Origin of the sequence: Pseudomonas lactucae, assembly GCF_016937615.1 — a bacterium.
Taxonomy (GTDB): Bacteria; Pseudomonadota; Gammaproteobacteria; order Pseudomonadales; family Pseudomonadaceae; genus Aquipseudomonas; species Aquipseudomonas lactucae.
Map to the genome: position 1 here is coordinate 12,930 of NZ_JAFHKI010000024.1, position 14,865 is coordinate 27,794.

At 56.1% G+C, this 14,865-nt stretch carries 15 protein-coding genes and 1 pseudogene; 7 read left to right on the forward strand and 9 right to left on the reverse strand.

Annotated elements, in window-relative coordinates; genetic code table 11:
- Positions 1-41 precede the first annotated feature (41 nt).
- Positions 42-998 (forward strand): LysR family transcriptional regulator, encoded by a 957-nt coding sequence (locus tag JWR98_RS05100; protein ID WP_225908574.1) that lies wholly within the window; start codon positions 42-44, stop codon positions 996-998.
- A gap of 54 nt (positions 999-1,052) precedes the next feature.
- On the opposite strand, the gene JWR98_RS05105 is transcribed toward JWR98_RS05100, so the two are convergent.
- From JWR98_RS05105 to JWR98_RS05120, 4 genes are all read right to left on the reverse strand, one after another.
- Positions 1,053-2,690, reverse strand: a complete 1,638-nt coding sequence (locus JWR98_RS05105; protein ID WP_205489419.1) for an ABC transporter substrate-binding protein — start codon at positions 2,688-2,690, stop codon at positions 1,053-1,055.
- Positions 2,691-3,148: 458 nt separating this feature from the next.
- Positions 3,149-4,426 carry an NAD(P)/FAD-dependent oxidoreductase gene (locus tag JWR98_RS05110; RefSeq protein ID WP_205489420.1) on the reverse strand — a complete coding sequence of 426 codons (1,278 nt, stop codon included), beginning with the start codon at positions 4,424-4,426 and terminating at the stop codon, positions 3,149-3,151.
- A gap of 68 nt (positions 4,427-4,494) precedes the next feature.
- Positions 4,495-5,412, reverse strand: coding sequence for a GNAT family N-acetyltransferase (locus JWR98_RS05115; RefSeq protein ID WP_205489421.1), 918 nt, complete (start codon positions 5,410-5,412; stop codon positions 4,495-4,497).
- 37 nt (positions 5,413-5,449) lie between these two features.
- Positions 5,450-6,775, reverse strand: coding sequence for an NAD(P)/FAD-dependent oxidoreductase (locus JWR98_RS05120; RefSeq protein WP_205489422.1), 1,326 nt, complete (start codon positions 6,773-6,775; stop codon positions 5,450-5,452).
- Positions 6,776-7,766: 991 nt separating this feature from the next.
- On the opposite strand from JWR98_RS05120, the gene JWR98_RS05125 reads away from it, so the two are divergent.
- From JWR98_RS05125 to JWR98_RS05135, 3 genes are all read left to right on the forward strand, one after another.
- The gene (locus tag JWR98_RS05125) at positions 7,767-9,200 is read left to right on the forward strand and encodes an NAD-dependent succinate-semialdehyde dehydrogenase (protein ID WP_225908575.1); all 1,434 of its coding nucleotides are present in this window, start codon (positions 7,767-7,769) and stop codon (positions 9,198-9,200) included.
- A 77-nt stretch (positions 9,201-9,277) separates the two neighbouring features.
- Positions 9,278-9,775: a CMD domain-containing protein gene (locus JWR98_RS05130; RefSeq protein ID WP_205489423.1), complete on the forward strand. Its 498-nt coding sequence runs from the start codon at positions 9,278-9,280 to the stop codon at positions 9,773-9,775.
- Positions 9,772-10,347: a peroxidase-related enzyme gene (locus tag JWR98_RS05135; protein WP_205489424.1), complete on the forward strand. Its 576-nt coding sequence runs from the start codon at positions 9,772-9,774 to the stop codon at positions 10,345-10,347. Before JWR98_RS05130 ends, JWR98_RS05135 begins: the two co-directional genes overlap by 4 nt.
- A 251-nt stretch (positions 10,348-10,598) precedes the next feature.
- Here the strand turns inward: JWR98_RS05135 and JWR98_RS05140 are convergent, their stop codons facing one another.
- Both JWR98_RS05140 and JWR98_RS05145 read right to left on the reverse strand, forming a co-directional pair.
- Complete coding sequence (locus tag JWR98_RS05140) at positions 10,599-10,994, reverse strand: VOC family protein (protein ID WP_205489425.1); 396 nt, start codon at positions 10,992-10,994, stop codon at positions 10,599-10,601.
- 147 nt (positions 10,995-11,141) lie between these two features.
- Positions 11,142-11,996 carry an aldo/keto reductase gene (locus JWR98_RS05145; RefSeq protein ID WP_205489426.1) on the reverse strand — a complete coding sequence of 285 codons (855 nt, stop codon included), beginning with the start codon at positions 11,994-11,996 and terminating at the stop codon, positions 11,142-11,144.
- A 424-nt stretch (positions 11,997-12,420) separates the two neighbouring features.
- Between JWR98_RS05145 and JWR98_RS05150 the strand changes: the two genes are divergently transcribed.
- Positions 12,421-12,621: a DUF1737 domain-containing protein gene (locus tag JWR98_RS05150; RefSeq protein WP_205489427.1), complete on the forward strand. Its 201-nt coding sequence runs from the start codon at positions 12,421-12,423 to the stop codon at positions 12,619-12,621.
- Positions 12,622-12,661: 40 nt separating this feature from the next.
- On the opposite strand, the gene JWR98_RS05155 is transcribed toward JWR98_RS05150, so the two are convergent.
- The 3 genes and pseudogenes from JWR98_RS05155 to tnpB (JWR98_RS29280) form a co-directional block, all read right to left on the reverse strand.
- Positions 12,662-12,811 carry a transposase domain-containing protein gene (locus JWR98_RS05155; protein WP_205489428.1) on the reverse strand — a complete coding sequence of 50 codons (150 nt, stop codon included), beginning with the start codon at positions 12,809-12,811 and terminating at the stop codon, positions 12,662-12,664.
- A 7-nt stretch (positions 12,812-12,818) separates the two neighbouring features.
- Positions 12,819-13,416 (reverse strand): annotated as a pseudogene (locus JWR98_RS05160) (transposase domain-containing protein); the annotation flags it as partial.
- A gap of 128 nt (positions 13,417-13,544) precedes the next feature.
- Positions 13,545-13,880: an IS66 family insertion sequence element accessory protein TnpB gene (tnpB, locus tag JWR98_RS29280; protein ID WP_225908576.1), complete on the reverse strand. Its 336-nt coding sequence runs from the start codon at positions 13,878-13,880 to the stop codon at positions 13,545-13,547.
- A 322-nt stretch (positions 13,881-14,202) separates the two neighbouring features.
- Between tnpB (JWR98_RS29280) and tnpA the strand changes: the two genes are divergently transcribed.
- Both tnpA and tnpB (JWR98_RS29285) read left to right on the forward strand, forming a co-directional pair.
- Positions 14,203-14,529: an IS66-like element accessory protein TnpA gene (gene tnpA, locus JWR98_RS05170; RefSeq protein ID WP_205489429.1), complete on the forward strand. Its 327-nt coding sequence runs from the start codon at positions 14,203-14,205 to the stop codon at positions 14,527-14,529.
- The gene (tnpB, locus tag JWR98_RS29285; protein ID WP_225908577.1) at positions 14,526-14,861 is read left to right on the forward strand and encodes an IS66 family insertion sequence element accessory protein TnpB; all 336 of its coding nucleotides are present in this window, start codon (positions 14,526-14,528) and stop codon (positions 14,859-14,861) included. Before tnpA ends, tnpB (JWR98_RS29285) begins: the two co-directional genes overlap by 4 nt.
- Positions 14,862-14,865 lie beyond the last annotated feature (4 nt).

Genomic DNA, 14,865 nt, shown 5'->3' on the forward strand with positions numbered 1-14,865 from the left:
AAAACAATTCAACAGCCGAGCGCGTAAGATCAGACGGACTCATGCGCTTCACTCCCCGCACCTGGAGTACCCCATTGAACACAACATCTGTTCCCCCGTTACACGACATCGACTTGAAACACTGGCGACTATTCAAGGCCGTTGTCGAGTGCGGGGGGCTGTCGGCTGCCGAGGAGGCCACGGGTATGGGTATTTCGGCCATCAGTCGGCAATTGTCCGACCTGGAGAGTCGTTTCGGCAGCCAACTCTGCCATCGTGGGCGTAGTGGTTTCCAATTGACCGAGGAAGGCCAGGTCGCCTATTCGGCGCTACTGCGTCTGCTCGATTCGATCGATGAATTTCGCGACACCCTGGCCAGCTCCAAGGCAGAGGTCAAAGGCGAACTGAGCCTGTGGCTGATCGATCACTGTACCTTCACGCCCAGTAACCCCATCGCCAACGCACTGAAACATTTTCGTCGCGATTATCCATTGGTCAACCTCAGTGTCGGGGTCGCCCCGCCGGATGCAGTAGAGCGCGCTGTCGCCGAGAAAAAGGCAAGCGTAGGCTTAACCATTTGCAAGTCGGACCTGCCCGACCTCAACTATCAAGTGATCGGCTCCGAGGCCTCGGCCTTGTATTGCGGACGAGACCACGAAGCATTCGGCAAAAGCGAAGAAGAAGCGCGCCGGATTGTCGAACAAACCGCCCACTATGTGCGTCGTGGCTATTTGGTGCAGGACACTGCACCGGCGACTTTTCTACAAAACGCCAGCACCCTCGCCCATCACGTTGAAGGTACGATTCAATTGCTGCTCAGCGGCGGCTATGTCGGCATTGTGCCTGACCATATCGCTCATCCCTGGGTGGAGCATGGCGCCTTGTTTCGATTACCGTTGCCGGAGTTCATTGCGCAGCGACCGGTGTTTGTGGTTTCACGGGAATCGCAAGGCGCCAATCGAACGGCCAGTTTGATGCTTGAGGCGATTATCAGGTCGTTTCAGGAGGCGGCGTCCTGACCTTGCATACAGAAGCAGGAACGCACGACAACTGCGTTCCGCGATCTCTGCGAATCAGGCATCCAGCCAGACCTGTTCGGCGAACATGAAGCCCATGAAACCGCCCAACGGATTGCTGCCATAACCTTTGACGCGTTGGTCAATGCCATCGATGTTGCTGATGAACACAGGAATGCCTATACCGCTGTGTTCATGCACCAGGGTCTGCATGTCCGCGTACATTTTGCCGCGCTTTGCATCGTCGGTTTCACCCCGGGCAAGCAGCAGTAGCTGATCGAACTGCTCGTTCTTCCAGCCTGACTCGTTCCAGGGCGCGCTCGACTGAAAGAACTGAGAGAACATCACGTCGGCGCTTGGCCTTGGATTGATGTTGCCGAAACTCAGCGGGTGCTTCATCCAGTGATTCGACCAGTAGCCGTCACTGGGTAAGCGGCTAACGTCAAGTTTTAGCCCGACTTGGCGCGCCGACTGCTGCAGGAGCACCGCCATGTCCACCGACCCGGTGGCGGCCGGCGATGCAATCAGCGGCATAGTGATGCTCTCCATGCCGGCTTTTTTCAACAGAAATTTGGCTTTTTCGGGATCGTATACCGTTTGCGGCAAGTCGGTATTGTAGTAACGCGCACCTGGGGAAATCGGATGATCGTTACCGACGACTGCGAAGCCACGAAACACGGCGGATTTGATTTGCTCACGGTCCAACAGGTACTTCATCGCCTGAGTGAATTCCGGGCTTTTACCCGGCATTTGATCCTGACGGATGATCAAATCCGAGTAATTGCCCGACGGTGCAGAGATCACTTGGTGCTTACCGCTGGCCTTGATGCGGACCGTTGAGCGCGGATCCACTTCATTAGTGATCTGCACATCGCCCGAGAGTAGCGCGTTGATCCTTGACGGTTCGTCGGCAATGCCGATGAACTCGATCTCGTCCAGATAAGGCAAGCCTGGTTTCCAGTAATTCGTATTGCGCACGGCGAGTGAGCGTACGCCGGGTTTGAACTCCTTGACCTTGAATGGCCCGGTCCCTACTCCCTGATTAAAGTCGGTGGTACCTTCAGGGACGATCAGGAAATGCGAGACAGCGAGAATCGACGGCAGCTCGGCATTCGGGCCGGTGAGGCGGATTTGCACTTCGTTGGGGCCGGTCGCCTTGATCTCGCTGAACTGCTGCGCCAATGGCTGGACTTTGGAACCGGTGATGGGATCCTTGTGACGCGAAAGCGAAAACACCACATCGGCGGCGGTCAGGGGCTTGCCGTTGTGAAAGGTCACCTCTTTACGCAAGGTGATTACCCAGAGCGTTGCATCAGCGGAATCGAAGCGCTCGGCCAACTCCAGTTGCGGCACCATATGGCTGTCAAAGCGGGTCAGCCCGTTATAAAACATGTATTGGCGCGTGTAATCGGTAGAACCCGACCCCTTGGCGGGATCGAGGGTGTCGGCGGTGGAGCTGTTCATCCCGGCCACGCGGATCCGCCCGCCCGGCTTACCTTTGCCGGGAGCGGTGGGCTCGTCGGCAAGCAGTTTTCCGGCAGCACCGAACAGGCTTCCCGTACCCGCAGCGACGACGCCGGCGACCCCCAGCATTTGCAAGGCGCTACGACGGGAGACACCGCGATTGAGGCTTTCAAAGATGCTCAGGCTTTCCCGGCCGCTGATTAATTGGGCATCGACTTTTGTGTCAGTCATGTCAGTTATACCTGTCGAGAATCAAAAGTATGGAGTGCCCCGGTTGACCGGGACGTCCTGCAAACGCAAACGACGGTGATGCCAACCTCAATACCAAATACGGAACCCGCGATGGGTCTCAAGCGACATGGCACCCTTGCAGTCTCTCAGTCGAGCCAACAATCAGCGGCCGATCCGCCTAGCGGCACAACGTTACGGATGTATCAACGCTTTGCTGCACCATAAATTGATTACAGCACCACCCGACCATGCAAAACGTTTGGAATGAAACCCCGCCTGGCACAAACCACCGTTTTCAGCCTCGCCATCAGTAGAGTTTGCGGAGTGCACCACGCACGGGCAAATCCATCCTCCGTGCACTTTTCCGAGTATTTTTTACAATGTCTGCGCGGTGATCAGCCGTCGAACCGAATCAAACAGCGAGTCGGCGCAGATTGCTCATATATCGGTACTTCGGTTCAGCGCACCAAATCCTGAAACCGGTAATACGCACCCACCAACGGTAAAAACCAGGGATTCCCGAAATGCCCGGGGATCGCCGGCCAACTGAAGTCCCGCCATGGGTTCAGGTCGGCGCGACCGTCAAGAACTTCGGCCATGATCGCGCCCATATAGGTCGACATATGCGTGCCGTGGCCGCTATACCCCATCGAGTAGAACAACCCATCGTGCTCACCGGCCCGTGGCAGGCGGTCACGGGTCATATCGACCATACCGCCCCAGCAGTAATCAATGCGGGTGTCGCTCAATTCCGGAAAAACCTCGATCAGCGATTTCTGCAGGATGATTCCGCTTTTCATGTCGGAGGCGGGATTGGAGGTGGCGAAGCGCGCACGCCCACCGAACAGCAAACGATTGTCGGGGGTTACCCGAAAGTAATTGACGAAGTTTTTCGTATCGACAGTCATGCGCCGGCGCGGAACCAGACGGTCAAGCACCTCGACTGAAAGGGGCTCTGTAACGATGATAAACGCCCCCACTGGCACGATACGCCGGCGAAACCAGGCCAAGGGGCCCACCGAGGAGGTGCCGGTCGCCAGCAGCACCTGCTTGGCACGCACTTCACCGCGCGGCGTTTTGACCTGATGCACGGTGCCGGTCTGACGCGAGAGGCCAAGCACCGGTGCATTTTCATAGATACGCACGCCACGCCGGGCAGCCGCCTCCGCCAGACCCTGACCGTAGCGGCCAACGTGCATACCGGCGCTTTTTGCGAACACCAGGCCACCAAAATAACGATCTGAGCCGATCTCGCTGCTCAATTGCTCGCGCGTCAGCATGCAGGTGTCAGGATCGCATTCCTGCTCCATGAGCGCCTGCGACCGGGCCAGCTTGTCAAAGTGCTCAGGCTTCGCCGCGAGCTTGAGCTTGCCAACGCGTTTGAAATCGCAATCGATACCCTCCTCCGCGATCAGCGACTCAACTTTGCTGACCCCGGCATCAAAGGCGCGATACAACATATTGGCGCGCTCACGCCCAATGGCCGTCGACAGTGCGTAATAATCCTGGGCAAAGCCGTTGTTGCACATTCCGCCATTGCGACCGGAAGCGGCGTTACCGACCAGGCCGGATTCGAATACGGCCACTCTCGCGCCTTTTTTTGCCAGTGCTATAGCGGCGGACAAACCGGTAAAGCCAGCGCCGACGATGGCCACATCCACCTCACCACTAGGCGCATCGCGTTCACCCGACGCAAATTTGGGCGCGGTATCCAGCCAATAGGGCATCAGTTTCATAAGGGCTATCCATCATCTCAGGGTTAATCATCAGGTCGCGAATTCCGCAAGCTCGCGGTCAATACACCTCAACCGATCGACTGGTTGGACAGGGCAAACAACTGCGCACCAGTTTCAGCGCGGAGAACCTGTGATTGGGCAGCGCGCACCATGGGAATCGCATGACCAACACAGGGCAGGCCCTGCTCGGTCAACCAAGGCGACAAGCCTGTGTCTTCAGTGACATCGATCCGCACGAACCTTCCTCGATGGGCATTAGCGAGTGCCGTGATCAGTGTTCGGGCATCCACTATCGCAGTCGCGCCCCTGGCGATCACCGGGCCGATGACCACGCCGCGCCCGAACTCGCGCGCACAGCCGTAGGCTAAAACACCCGCGCCGCGGTCGATGACCAAGGTATTGGCGACGTCGAACAAGGCATTGAGCAATTCACTGCGGTCGCGGCCCGTGGCGGCCAGATCCAGTTGTCGCAGCGCTTGCTGGTCCTCGGCCTGCATGGCACGAACCTGCCCCGATACGGGAACAAAATGCACCGCGTGTTCAAGCATCGCTTGATGCTGGTTGACCTGCCCCTGGGCAACGAAACCCAGTCGTCTATACAGCGCCAAGCCTTCCTGGGTGGAATTGAGGATCAGCGTTCGCTCGCCGGCCTCCTGCATCAGGCGGTCCATCAGGGCGCGCCCGAGGCCCTGGCCCTGCAACACCGGAGAAACAATGATCATGCCCACCGAGGCATGGGTCTGGCCTTGTGACCACCACAAAGCCGTCGCCACCAGCCGTCCCTCCACTTCCACAGCAAGGCCAGCGCCAAGGTCGAAGGCGAATCGCCAGTCCGCCTCGCGATACGGCCAGCCCAAGGCGGATGAGAGGCCGACCGCCTGTGGTAGATGATCTGCGCGCAGGGGCATCAGACGCGGTGCCGCCGGGTCTGACGCCGTGACGGAGCGTGGCTGGGATCGGGCCGTCTGGTCGGAATCCTTCAACATACAGGCGATACCTCTGGTTCAAATGGAGGGAAAACGCTTAGAAGTCCGCAACTTTGCCCCAGGCCGACGCTTGAAAGCGGTCCGGGTGATAAGGTTGCGGATCGACAATGGGGACGGCACCGCTGACGATATCGGCAATCAAATGGCCCGCGCCCGACCCAATACCGAAACCATGACCACTGAACCCCGCCGCCAGTACCAGGCCCGGCAGGCTGGCTATCTCGCCGATCCCTGGAACACCATCAGGCGTACTGTCCACGTAACCCGCCCAGGCTGTAGTGAGCGAAGACGCCTTTAATGACGGAACCAACTCCACCGCGCGTTTGTAAGTCAACTGGACAATCGCGGCGTCGACCTTCGGATCGAGAATTCGCATCTTTTCCATCGGTGTCGGCTGGTCCAGGCGCCAGCGTTTCCAGCTTTCATGCCCCGAACGCACCCCCTCCAACCCACCAGGCGCCAGATTGCGCCATCTCCGTTGAAACATCGGCAGGAACTGCGTAGCGAAACCAAGCAGTTGCGGTGTGAAGTCGACACGTCCCCGGCCACTGATCGCCAGTGTATAACTGCCATCGAAACGCCGCGTCATGGAGACATCGGACGTGTGCAATGCACTGGGTATCGCCTGGCTTGGTGGAGAAACCGAAAGCACGGTCTGACGAATGGTGGCTTGGGGAAAACGAATACCATATTGGCGACAGAACGAAGACGCCCATGCGCCGGCGGCAAGAACCGCGAGGCGGGTGCGGATGATGCCCTTTTCGGTAACGACCGCAGAGAGTCGACCGGCCTCGGTCTCAAGGCCACGGACGGCGCAGTCTTGATGGACAGTGCTGCCAAGGGCCAGGATGGCACGAGCCACCGCCGGTGCGGCGCGAGATGGGTCCGCAGTGCCGTCGGAGGGGGCAAATACCCCTCCCTTCCAAGCCTTGCCGGTGGCCCTTGCGCGTTCGGCTGCTTGCTGCGCATTGAGCATGTGGGTCTCGACATTGACCGTACGGGCGAACTTCCCCCAACGCGCCCACCCCTCAAGCTCAGTTTCATTATTGCTCAGGTAGAGCAGCCCGCACCGAGTAAAACCTGTTTGCTCGCCGGTCTGCGCGCCGAACTGCTCCCACAACTCCAGGCTTTTGGTCGCCATCGGCAGCTCACGCGCATCGCGATTTTGCTGACGGCACCAACCCCAGTTACGACTCGATTGTTCAGCGCCTATACGGCCTTTTTCGACCAAAGCGACCTTCATGCCGCGTTTGGCCAGGTAATAGGCGGTAAACGCCCCGATAATACCGCCGCCAATCACGACCACATCAGCGTCCGTCGGCAAATCTGGAGAGGTAGATACGGAGGTCAAAGGAGCTGGCATGTTCTGGATCCGTTGAGGAGGAAAGTGGCGTAGGCATCCGAGCCCAATGATTCGTGCTACGAACAGGCACGTTGTCAAAACTGACGCGATTTCGAAGTTGCAACACACTTTTATTACAACACCGAAAAATCAGCAGATAGCGTTAAAAGAGTCGTGAGGCTGATAGAAAAAGCCGTATTGCCTCTGTGCTTCAGCAGACTTTGCGGACTGCGCCAAGCTTGGGCAAAACCACGACTCATGCGCTGTTCTGGAGCCAGTCAGAGGCCAAACATTTACTGCCAGCCTTACCCTTCATTAAACCGGCAACTCCCGCCCGCAGGACCGACGAAGCCTGCGGCTGGTGCAAACATCCAACGCCCAACGGCGTGGAGTATCTGATACCAACCGGCGACCAGTCGGACGGCCGGCACACGCGTCGGATAAAAAGGAATTTGGCGCATCTTATCTGCCTACATCAGGCCGATGTGCGGGAGTCTGCCCTGCGACCACTTGCACCACGTATTTGCCTATATAGGACGCCATAGCGACGCCCGTGCCGTTGTATTCAATGACCGAGACTTGGGAGACTTTCAGAAAGCCACCATCAAGTGGGCGGTGCTGCTCTCACTCTTGATGACAATAGCGTCGCGGCTGACGGGCGCAATTACGCTGTTCACCTGAAAGCAAAAGCGGTCGATAAACTCTCACAGTGCTTTTGGGCGCTGGCATCGTCGACGGGCCGCTTCACAACCACGAGAAAAACCTTCCAAGTAGTCGATAGGAAATCATCGACAACACGCCATTCACATATATTTTTCAATATCACTTCTATTCATGGAAATAGCTTCTAACACACGAATGTTTTCTGCAAAAAAACAGAAAAAGTTTCGGGGTCAGATGCCCTATATTTTTATTGAAGCCCAGGTGTCGTAAATCGCGCGTAGCTCAGCACCACTTTGAGTTTTTAGCCAAGCCGTGGGACGTCAAAACCATTAGCAACTGAGAGGTGATCATGGAACAAATACCACTGTTTATTGGCGGTGTATGGCGTAACACGCATCCCAATGAATCGATCCCTGTAGTCAATCCGGCAACTGAAGAGCAGATCGGACTCATTGCGAAAGCTAGCTTGACTGATATCGAAGACGCGGCGATCGCTGCCGAAAAAGGTTTCGCTGCTTGGAAGCAGGTCAGCGCACTTGAGCGCGCGACGATTATGCACAAAGCCGCGAATTTGATTCGTGAGCGCGCGGAACATATTGCCCGTACCCTAACCATAGAGCACGGGAAGCCCTTGGCGGAAGCGATGGGTGAAGTCGGCGCAACCGCAGACACAATCGACTGGCACGCAGAAGAAGGCAGGCGTACGTATGGGCGCGTCATCCCATCTCGCGCGTTAGGTGTTCATCAATTCACCCTGATGGAGCCTATCGGACCTGTAGTGGGATTCGCCCCATGGAATTTCCCACTTATTCAAGCGGTTAAAAAAGTCGCCGGTGCACTTGCCGCTGGCTGCTCGATCATTTTGAAGGGTGCAACAGAGGCACCTACATGTGCAGTCGAGTTGGTCAAGGCGTTCGCTGACGCTGGCGTCTCTCCTGGAGCCGTCAACCTGTTGTTTGGCGATTCGGGCCAAATTTCTGAGCATTTGATCGCCCATCCTTCTATCCGGAAAGTAACGTTCACCGGATCGACGCCAGTAGGCAAAAAGCTTGCGAGCCTTGCAGGGCTTCATATGAAGCGATCCACGATGGAACTGGGTGGCCACGCACCTGTGATCGTAATGGATGACGCGGACATCGCCACAGCCGTCAAGATTTCTGTCGCGGCCAAATACCGCAACGCAGGCCAGGTTTGTGTTTCCCCCACTCGCTTCCTCGTTCATTCGAAAGTGTTCGACGAGTTCGTTAGCCGCTTCGTAGACGGAGCGCGAGCGATCAAGGTAGGTGACGGTCTCGACCCCCAGGTAAATATGGGCCCTATGGCACATCGTGGGCGTCTTAAAGCGACAGAAGAGCTCGTGGCTGACGCCGTATCGCAGGGTGCGAAGCTTGAGACTGGCGGTAATCGCGTAGGCGATAGAGGTTATTTTTTCGAACCTACCGTTTTGACAAATGTGCCGGTGACCGCCCTGGCGATGATCGATGAACCTTTCGGCCCGATTGCTTTGATCAATTCCTTCGACGACATCGACGAAGCCATCAAGGAAGCGAACAGATTGCCCTATGGCCTCTCTGCATACGCCTATACACGATCACTCAGTTCGGCCAATAAGCTATTCAACGGCATCGAGTCTGGCGCCATCTCGATCAACCATCACAGCGTAGCCCTGCCCGAACACCCATTTGGCGGCGTAAAAGATTCCGGATACGGAACCGAAGGAGGCCCTGGGGCACTGGATGCGTTCATGACCACGAAATTCGTTTCGCTTGCGAGCGTTCTTTAACCTAGGGCGAACATTTGCGGTCCTGTCCAGCATAGCTGTACTCAGGAAGTTACGCGTCGCTAACCATTGGAACTTATATGCTTACTCCGAATATTATCGAGCGTCTTGTTGGCGCAAACGAAAACTCTCCAATCGCGATGGCCATTGCGCAGCGCTCGGAAATTATGGCCCTCAGTCAAGCGAGCCATGATGCTGTGATCATTCCTAAAGATCCGGGTGGTCTATCACATGCAGAGCGTGCAGCGCTTGCGGAACGAATCGCCAGGTTGAGCGATTCTGAAGAACTGGCTGATCACTATCATGTGTGTCTTGAATCAGCGGATGGCGACGAAGGACTTTACGTTGCGGCCAATCCTCAGCAGACCGCCTATGGGGATGAGCGCTTCATGGCAATCATCCGATTCACTGATCTGGTTACTCAAAAGCCGCGCGAAGCGACCAAGCAAGACATCGACACATTGAAGACTGTCGGAATCACAGAGCCGGATATCGTGAGGCTGACTGAGGTTATTGCGTTCGTTAACTATCAGCTTCGGGTCGTTGCTGGATTTAAAATCGCGGGAGAAATCGAATGAGCCAAGTCGTGCATAACTTCACGGTATCGGTGCCTCACTGGTCGCCGTACATCAAGCCTGTTGAGTTGGAAAGCGCAAGCCAAGAGCAGCTCGATGCGATGAAAGTGACCCCATCGAGCAAGAAAATCTCGGAGTATGTGCTCACTCTTGCTCATGACCCTGAATCGCTCGCGGTACGATCCCCTTTGTTTAACGCCATCATGTACGGTCGCGCCGGCTTGCCTCCAGCTGAGCGTGAACTGGGAGCGATTGGTTCCTCAATCGTCAATCGATGCGTCTACTGCGCAGCAGTACACGGCGCCCGATACAATCAGTTGACCAAAAGTACAGAGCTGGTCGCAAAAATCTTTGCCGACGAAACCGAAGCGCAATTGGATGATAGGCCTCAGGCGTTGTTCGACTTTGCGGTCGAGCTGGCCAAGTCACCCCCAGTGCTGACTACGCGGCATGCCGACGCCTTGAAAGAGCTTGGCTTTGATACGCTTGGGGTCGTCGACCTTGTGCTGGCCACAGCCATCTTCGGATGGGCGAATCGCCTGATGCACGTTCTAGGCGAACCTGTAAAAATCTGATGAGCACATCGTTCACTAACGAGCAGCCACGAACTGCCCGTTAGTGAACAATCAAGATGCATCGCACAATTCAGTCCCTCCCCTTCGTTCCCCATTCGCGCCGCTCACTCAGCTCTTAAACGCGTCCGCGATAGCCTTGGAATATTCATGTCTGCCGTGCTAAACATTCGTAAGCGTCTGCCCAAGTCACCTTGCGTGACTCAGGTAAGAACCCGCTGAGTCGGCAACCTCATCAGCGCAGAAGTCGAAGGTCAGTCACCGCTGTGGCATACGCAACATATCTTGTTGCCGTCGGGGTCTCTGATATAAGCACCGTAATAATCTGCAGAGTACTGAAGACGCAGTCCTGGTGCGCCTTCGTCTGATGCCCCATTAGCCATAGCGATCGCGTGAAAGTCATCAACCTGCGCCCGCGTTTGGGCTTCGAACGCAACCATCGACCCGTTACCTGGCGTCGCGCGTTCGCCATTTAGAGGGCTATAGATGCAGAACGCCGTACCTGAGTCAGTCGTGCTTTGGGTGAATAGAGCGCGTTCAGGATTGTGCTTGAGGGCAAGCAACGTGATGCCTAGCGGTGCAAGTAGCCGCCCATAGGAGTTTGTAGCGCTGGCGAGGTCGTTGGTGCCGATTGTGATATGGCTGAACATGACGCACTCCGATGGGATTAGGGTATGCGTCTACCTAACTTACCTCGTGTAGACATGCATCAGCAGGGGGGCAGTTTTCAGTCGGCAGAACAGCCTTTACCGGGTCAGTTTTCGGTCAGCTGCAACACCTCAATCTCAGATTTGGGCTCAGAGGCCCATTTCTATGGTCTCAGGGTCAGGCCCCAGGCGGCCGGTTTGCTTGAGCTGTGCAATCGCCTCAAGCTCGTCGCTGCTCAGCTCAAAATTGAATATATCAAGGTTAGCCGCCATGCGCTGAGTATTGGTGGAGCGCGAGATCGGCACATGGCCATTTTGCAGGTGCCAGCGAAGGATGACATGGGCAGGTGTTTTGCCGTGGCGCTGGGCGATTTCGGCGAACAGGGGCATTTTCAGCAACTCGCCACCTTGGCCCAACGGGCTCCAGGACGCGGTGATAATGCCTTGCTGGTGGCACCACTTGCTCAGGTTGGCCTGGTTAAAATCAGGATGGACTTCGATCTGGTTGACTGACGGCACCACGCCGGTGTCATCCATGATGTTAGTCAGATGCTCCACATTGAAGTTCGACACACCAATGGAACGCACTCGACCTTCCTGCTTCAAGCGCACGAAGGCTTTCCAAGTCTCACGATACGCACCTTTCTTCGGGATGGCCCAATGAATGAGGTACAGATCCAAGGTTTCGAGTCCTAGGCGCTGCATACTGACGTCGAAAGCTCGTAGGGTGCTGTCGAAGCCCTGGTCGGTATTCCATAGCTTGGTGGTGATAAAAATTCGTTCCCTGGGTAGTTCGCTTTCAGCGACGGCGCGACCAACTCCGGCTTCGTTACCGTAGCTCACCGCTGTATCGATATGCCGGTAACCAGCTGCCAATGCAGCTTTGGCCGCCTCGTAAGCCTGCGCATCATCTAGTTTCCAGACCCCGAAGCCGAGTTGCGGAATTTGTACGCCGTCGTTTAGAAAGATCAGTGGAGCAGATGCTATCCGAGGGACGAGTTCCATGTTCACAACGTCCTATATAGTTTTTAGTGGAGGCAAGTAGCATGTGAGAGTAGCGCTGCGTCAAATTGCTTTTCAAGCGCGCCAAGGAATTCTTCATGTTGGTGTCTTTCTTCCACCTCGGGGAAATTGTTGTTCTCTGTCGGCCGTCACTACGGCGCGTGGTGAACAAATCGAATGCAAGCGAAGGGTTAGTGGCAATGCAACTGGGTGGTCAAACTCATGCAATTACGGTAAGCGCCCAGCGTAAGCTCCTGGGCAACCCGCCTTGTAAAGTGCGCGCTGAGGATGGGTACATTTTCTTCAAAATGGCAGTGTCACACGAGTGGTGTAATCTATTTCAGAACTCAAGATACGCAAGCCGATAACCTATGCCCTACATGAGCAATCTTGAGCCAGAACCACCCTATGTTAGAGGAGTTCGCATGTGACCGTACCACCGGACGATCTGCCAATTTATCGTATTCTTACTGGCCCTGACGATGCAGCTTTCTGTCACCGTGTGAGTGCTGCATTGCAGATGGGTTACCAGCTCTATGGTAGCCCTGCTGTCACCTTCAATGGGCAAAATGTGATAGTGGCGCAAGCGATCATTTGGGGCGGATCTACCCTTGTATCTGTTGGGTAATCAGTCTGTATCGATGATGGTTAGAAGTATGCCTCCGGCATCACGCCTTGCGTAAATAGACCGGATGCCACCTATGCGGCAGTAACTGATCGATTTCGCTCGCCCGCTGCGTCGGCAGGCGCGTGAGGACGTCCTTCAAATAAGCATACGGATCATGCCCGTTGAGCCGCGCCGACTGGATCAAGCTCATGATCGCCGCCGCCCGTTTTCCGCTGACGGTAAAGCGGCAGGTGGTCGGCAAACTTGGCAATCATGACGTGGGCCAGCAGCCCGGCGGTTGGGATACCCTTGTCGATGATCTGGGCCGGAACCGGTGCCTGGATCAACGTTTCGCAGTCATCGCAGACCCATTTGCCACGCACATGACGCTCGACGTTGAACACGCCCGGTGTGTATCCAGCTTTTCGCTGACGTCCTCGCCGATGCGCTTCAGGGCGCAGCCGCATGGGCAGTGAGTGTTGTCAGGTTCGTGATGGATCAGCGTGCATGGAAACTCAGCCGGCAATGCAGTGCGCTTGGGTTTCTGTTTTTTCTCGGTCAGAGTTATCACTACCTGCAAGCTTTGAAACTCTGCTTCAATTGCCGCGATATCGGTGTCGATCAGGTCATCGAGCAAACTGGCCTGCTCGGGATTCATCTGCTCGCTGCGCTTGGCAAACTTCAAGCGCTTGAGTTGGCGATCTCATGGGTCAGTTTTTCGATGAGTGTTTGGTCGTGGTGGATCTTCTTGTCCATGGTCTCGACTGTCTTGCCCAGAGTGTCGACCTGGTGGTCGAGCGTCTCGACACGCTGCATCAACTGCGCAGCTAAGGCACGCAGTTGGTCAGGAGTCATTTGGTTGAGATTGGGGAGAAGAAGTCATGCGCCGAATTTTGCCAGAGCAGGCGTTTTGCGGCGATAGACCGATAGGCTAATGGCAGCCGTTAAAGCAGTGTGATCAAGCCGCCAGAGCCTGCGCGTTGCCATGGCAGACCCAGCACCAATGCTTGAAGTTGCTCGGTATCCAGCTCCATTTCAGAGCCATTGCGAATACCAGGCCAGTGAAACTTGCCTTGGTTTAACCGGCGCGCCGCCAGCCATATTCCGAAGCCGTCATGCACCAACACTTTCATACGATTCGTGCGGCGGTTGGCGAACAGATAAGCACAGTGCGGCTTCGCTGCACCGAACACCGTGATCACCCTGGCCAACGCCGTCTCAGTACCGGCGCGCATGTCCATCGGCTCGGTGGCGAGCCAGATGGAATCGATGCGCATCATCGCAGCAAGTCTCGAAGAAAGGTCGCGCAGGCAGCAGCACTTTCAGTCGGCCAGCTCACTTTGACAGAGCCACGCGGGTGCTGGATTTCAACACAGATACTCAACGATGCAGCTTGCGTATTTGCTCCGGCCAATGGCATGTGGAGCGGAAAAAAGGCAGGTTTCAGCGCGGTACTGTTCTGCGTTTGCAGGCGAATCCATTTGTGGACGAGGTTTGTATTGAGTAAGGGGCCGGCGAACACACCTTCCGAACCCCGGCATTAAGGTCGATTGTGTCCGCGTAATTTAAGCGGACGCAATTACCCTTAATATCAGGATCGCCATGCGTGAACGTAAGTCCTACTCAAAATCCTTTAAAGCCCAAGTGGCTCACGAATGCCAACAGCCTGGTGTTTCCGTGGCGGCCATCGCGATGAGTCACGGTATCAACGCTAATGTCGTACGCCGCTGGTTACCGATTTTTCGTGATCAGCAAGCAGTCGTGTTGCCAGCGTTTGTTCCCGTCAACGTCGCGCCGGTCAATCCCAAGCCAAAGGCTCAAGCGTCGGCGGTTATTGAGCTGCCATTTGGCGAGCAAACCATCACGGTGAAATGGCCCGCTTCCGATCCCGAGGGCTGTGCTCAGTTTGTCCGTGGATTTGCCCTATGATCCGCATCGACAGCATCTGGCTCGCCACCGAGCCCATGGATATGCGTGCTGGCACCGAGACCGCTCTGGCCAAGGTGATTGCGGTGTTCGGTGCGGCGAAGCCGCACTGTGCTTATCTGTTCGCCAATCGCCGTGCTACCCGCATGAAAGTCCTGGTGCATGATGGGATTGGTGTCTGGCTGGCCGCACGACGGTTGAACCAGGGTAAGTTTCACTGGCCAGGTATTCGACAAGGTTGCGAGATGGAACTGGACGCCGAACAACTTCAGGCCCTGGTGCTTGGCCTGCCTTGGCAGCGTGTCGGCGCAGGAGGCACCATCACACTGCTTTAAAAAT

Bases quoted from the DNA above. Each gene is read 5' to 3' on its own strand.
- JWR98_RS05100 (WP_225908574.1), top strand. From the start codon at position 42: ATGCGCTTCACTCCCCGCACCTGGAGTACCCCATTGAACACAACATCT.
- JWR98_RS05105 (WP_205489419.1), bottom strand. From the start codon at position 2,690: ATGACTGACACAAAAGTCGATGCCCAATTAATCAGCGGCCGGGAAAGC.
- JWR98_RS05110 (WP_205489420.1), bottom strand. From the start codon at position 4,426: ATGAAACTGATGCCCTATTGGCTGGATACCGCGCCCAAATTTGCGTCG.
- JWR98_RS05115 (WP_205489421.1), bottom strand. From the start codon at position 5,412: ATGTTGAAGGATTCCGACCAGACGGCCCGATCCCAGCCACGCTCCGTC.
- JWR98_RS05120 (WP_205489422.1), bottom strand. From the start codon at position 6,775: ATGCCAGCTCCTTTGACCTCCGTATCTACCTCTCCAGATTTGCCGACG.
- JWR98_RS05125 (WP_225908575.1), top strand. From the start codon at position 7,767: ATGGAACAAATACCACTGTTTATTGGCGGTGTATGGCGTAACACGCAT.
- JWR98_RS05130 (WP_205489423.1), top strand. From the start codon at position 9,278: ATGCTTACTCCGAATATTATCGAGCGTCTTGTTGGCGCAAACGAAAAC.
- JWR98_RS05135 (WP_205489424.1), top strand. From the start codon at position 9,772: ATGAGCCAAGTCGTGCATAACTTCACGGTATCGGTGCCTCACTGGTCG.
- JWR98_RS05140 (WP_205489425.1), bottom strand. From the start codon at position 10,994: ATGTTCAGCCATATCACAATCGGCACCAACGACCTCGCCAGCGCTACA.
- JWR98_RS05145 (WP_205489426.1), bottom strand. From the start codon at position 11,996: ATGGAACTCGTCCCTCGGATAGCATCTGCTCCACTGATCTTTCTAAAC.
- JWR98_RS05155 (WP_205489428.1), bottom strand. From the start codon at position 12,811: ATGAGCTTGATCCAGTCGGCGCGGCTCAACGGGCATGATCCGTATGCT.
- tnpB (WP_225908576.1), bottom strand. From the start codon at position 13,880: ATGATGCGCATCGATTCCATCTGGCTCGCCACCGAGCCGATGGACATG.
- tnpA (WP_205489429.1), top strand. From the start codon at position 14,203: ATGCGTGAACGTAAGTCCTACTCAAAATCCTTTAAAGCCCAAGTGGCT.
- tnpB (WP_225908577.1), top strand. From the start codon at position 14,526: ATGATCCGCATCGACAGCATCTGGCTCGCCACCGAGCCCATGGATATG.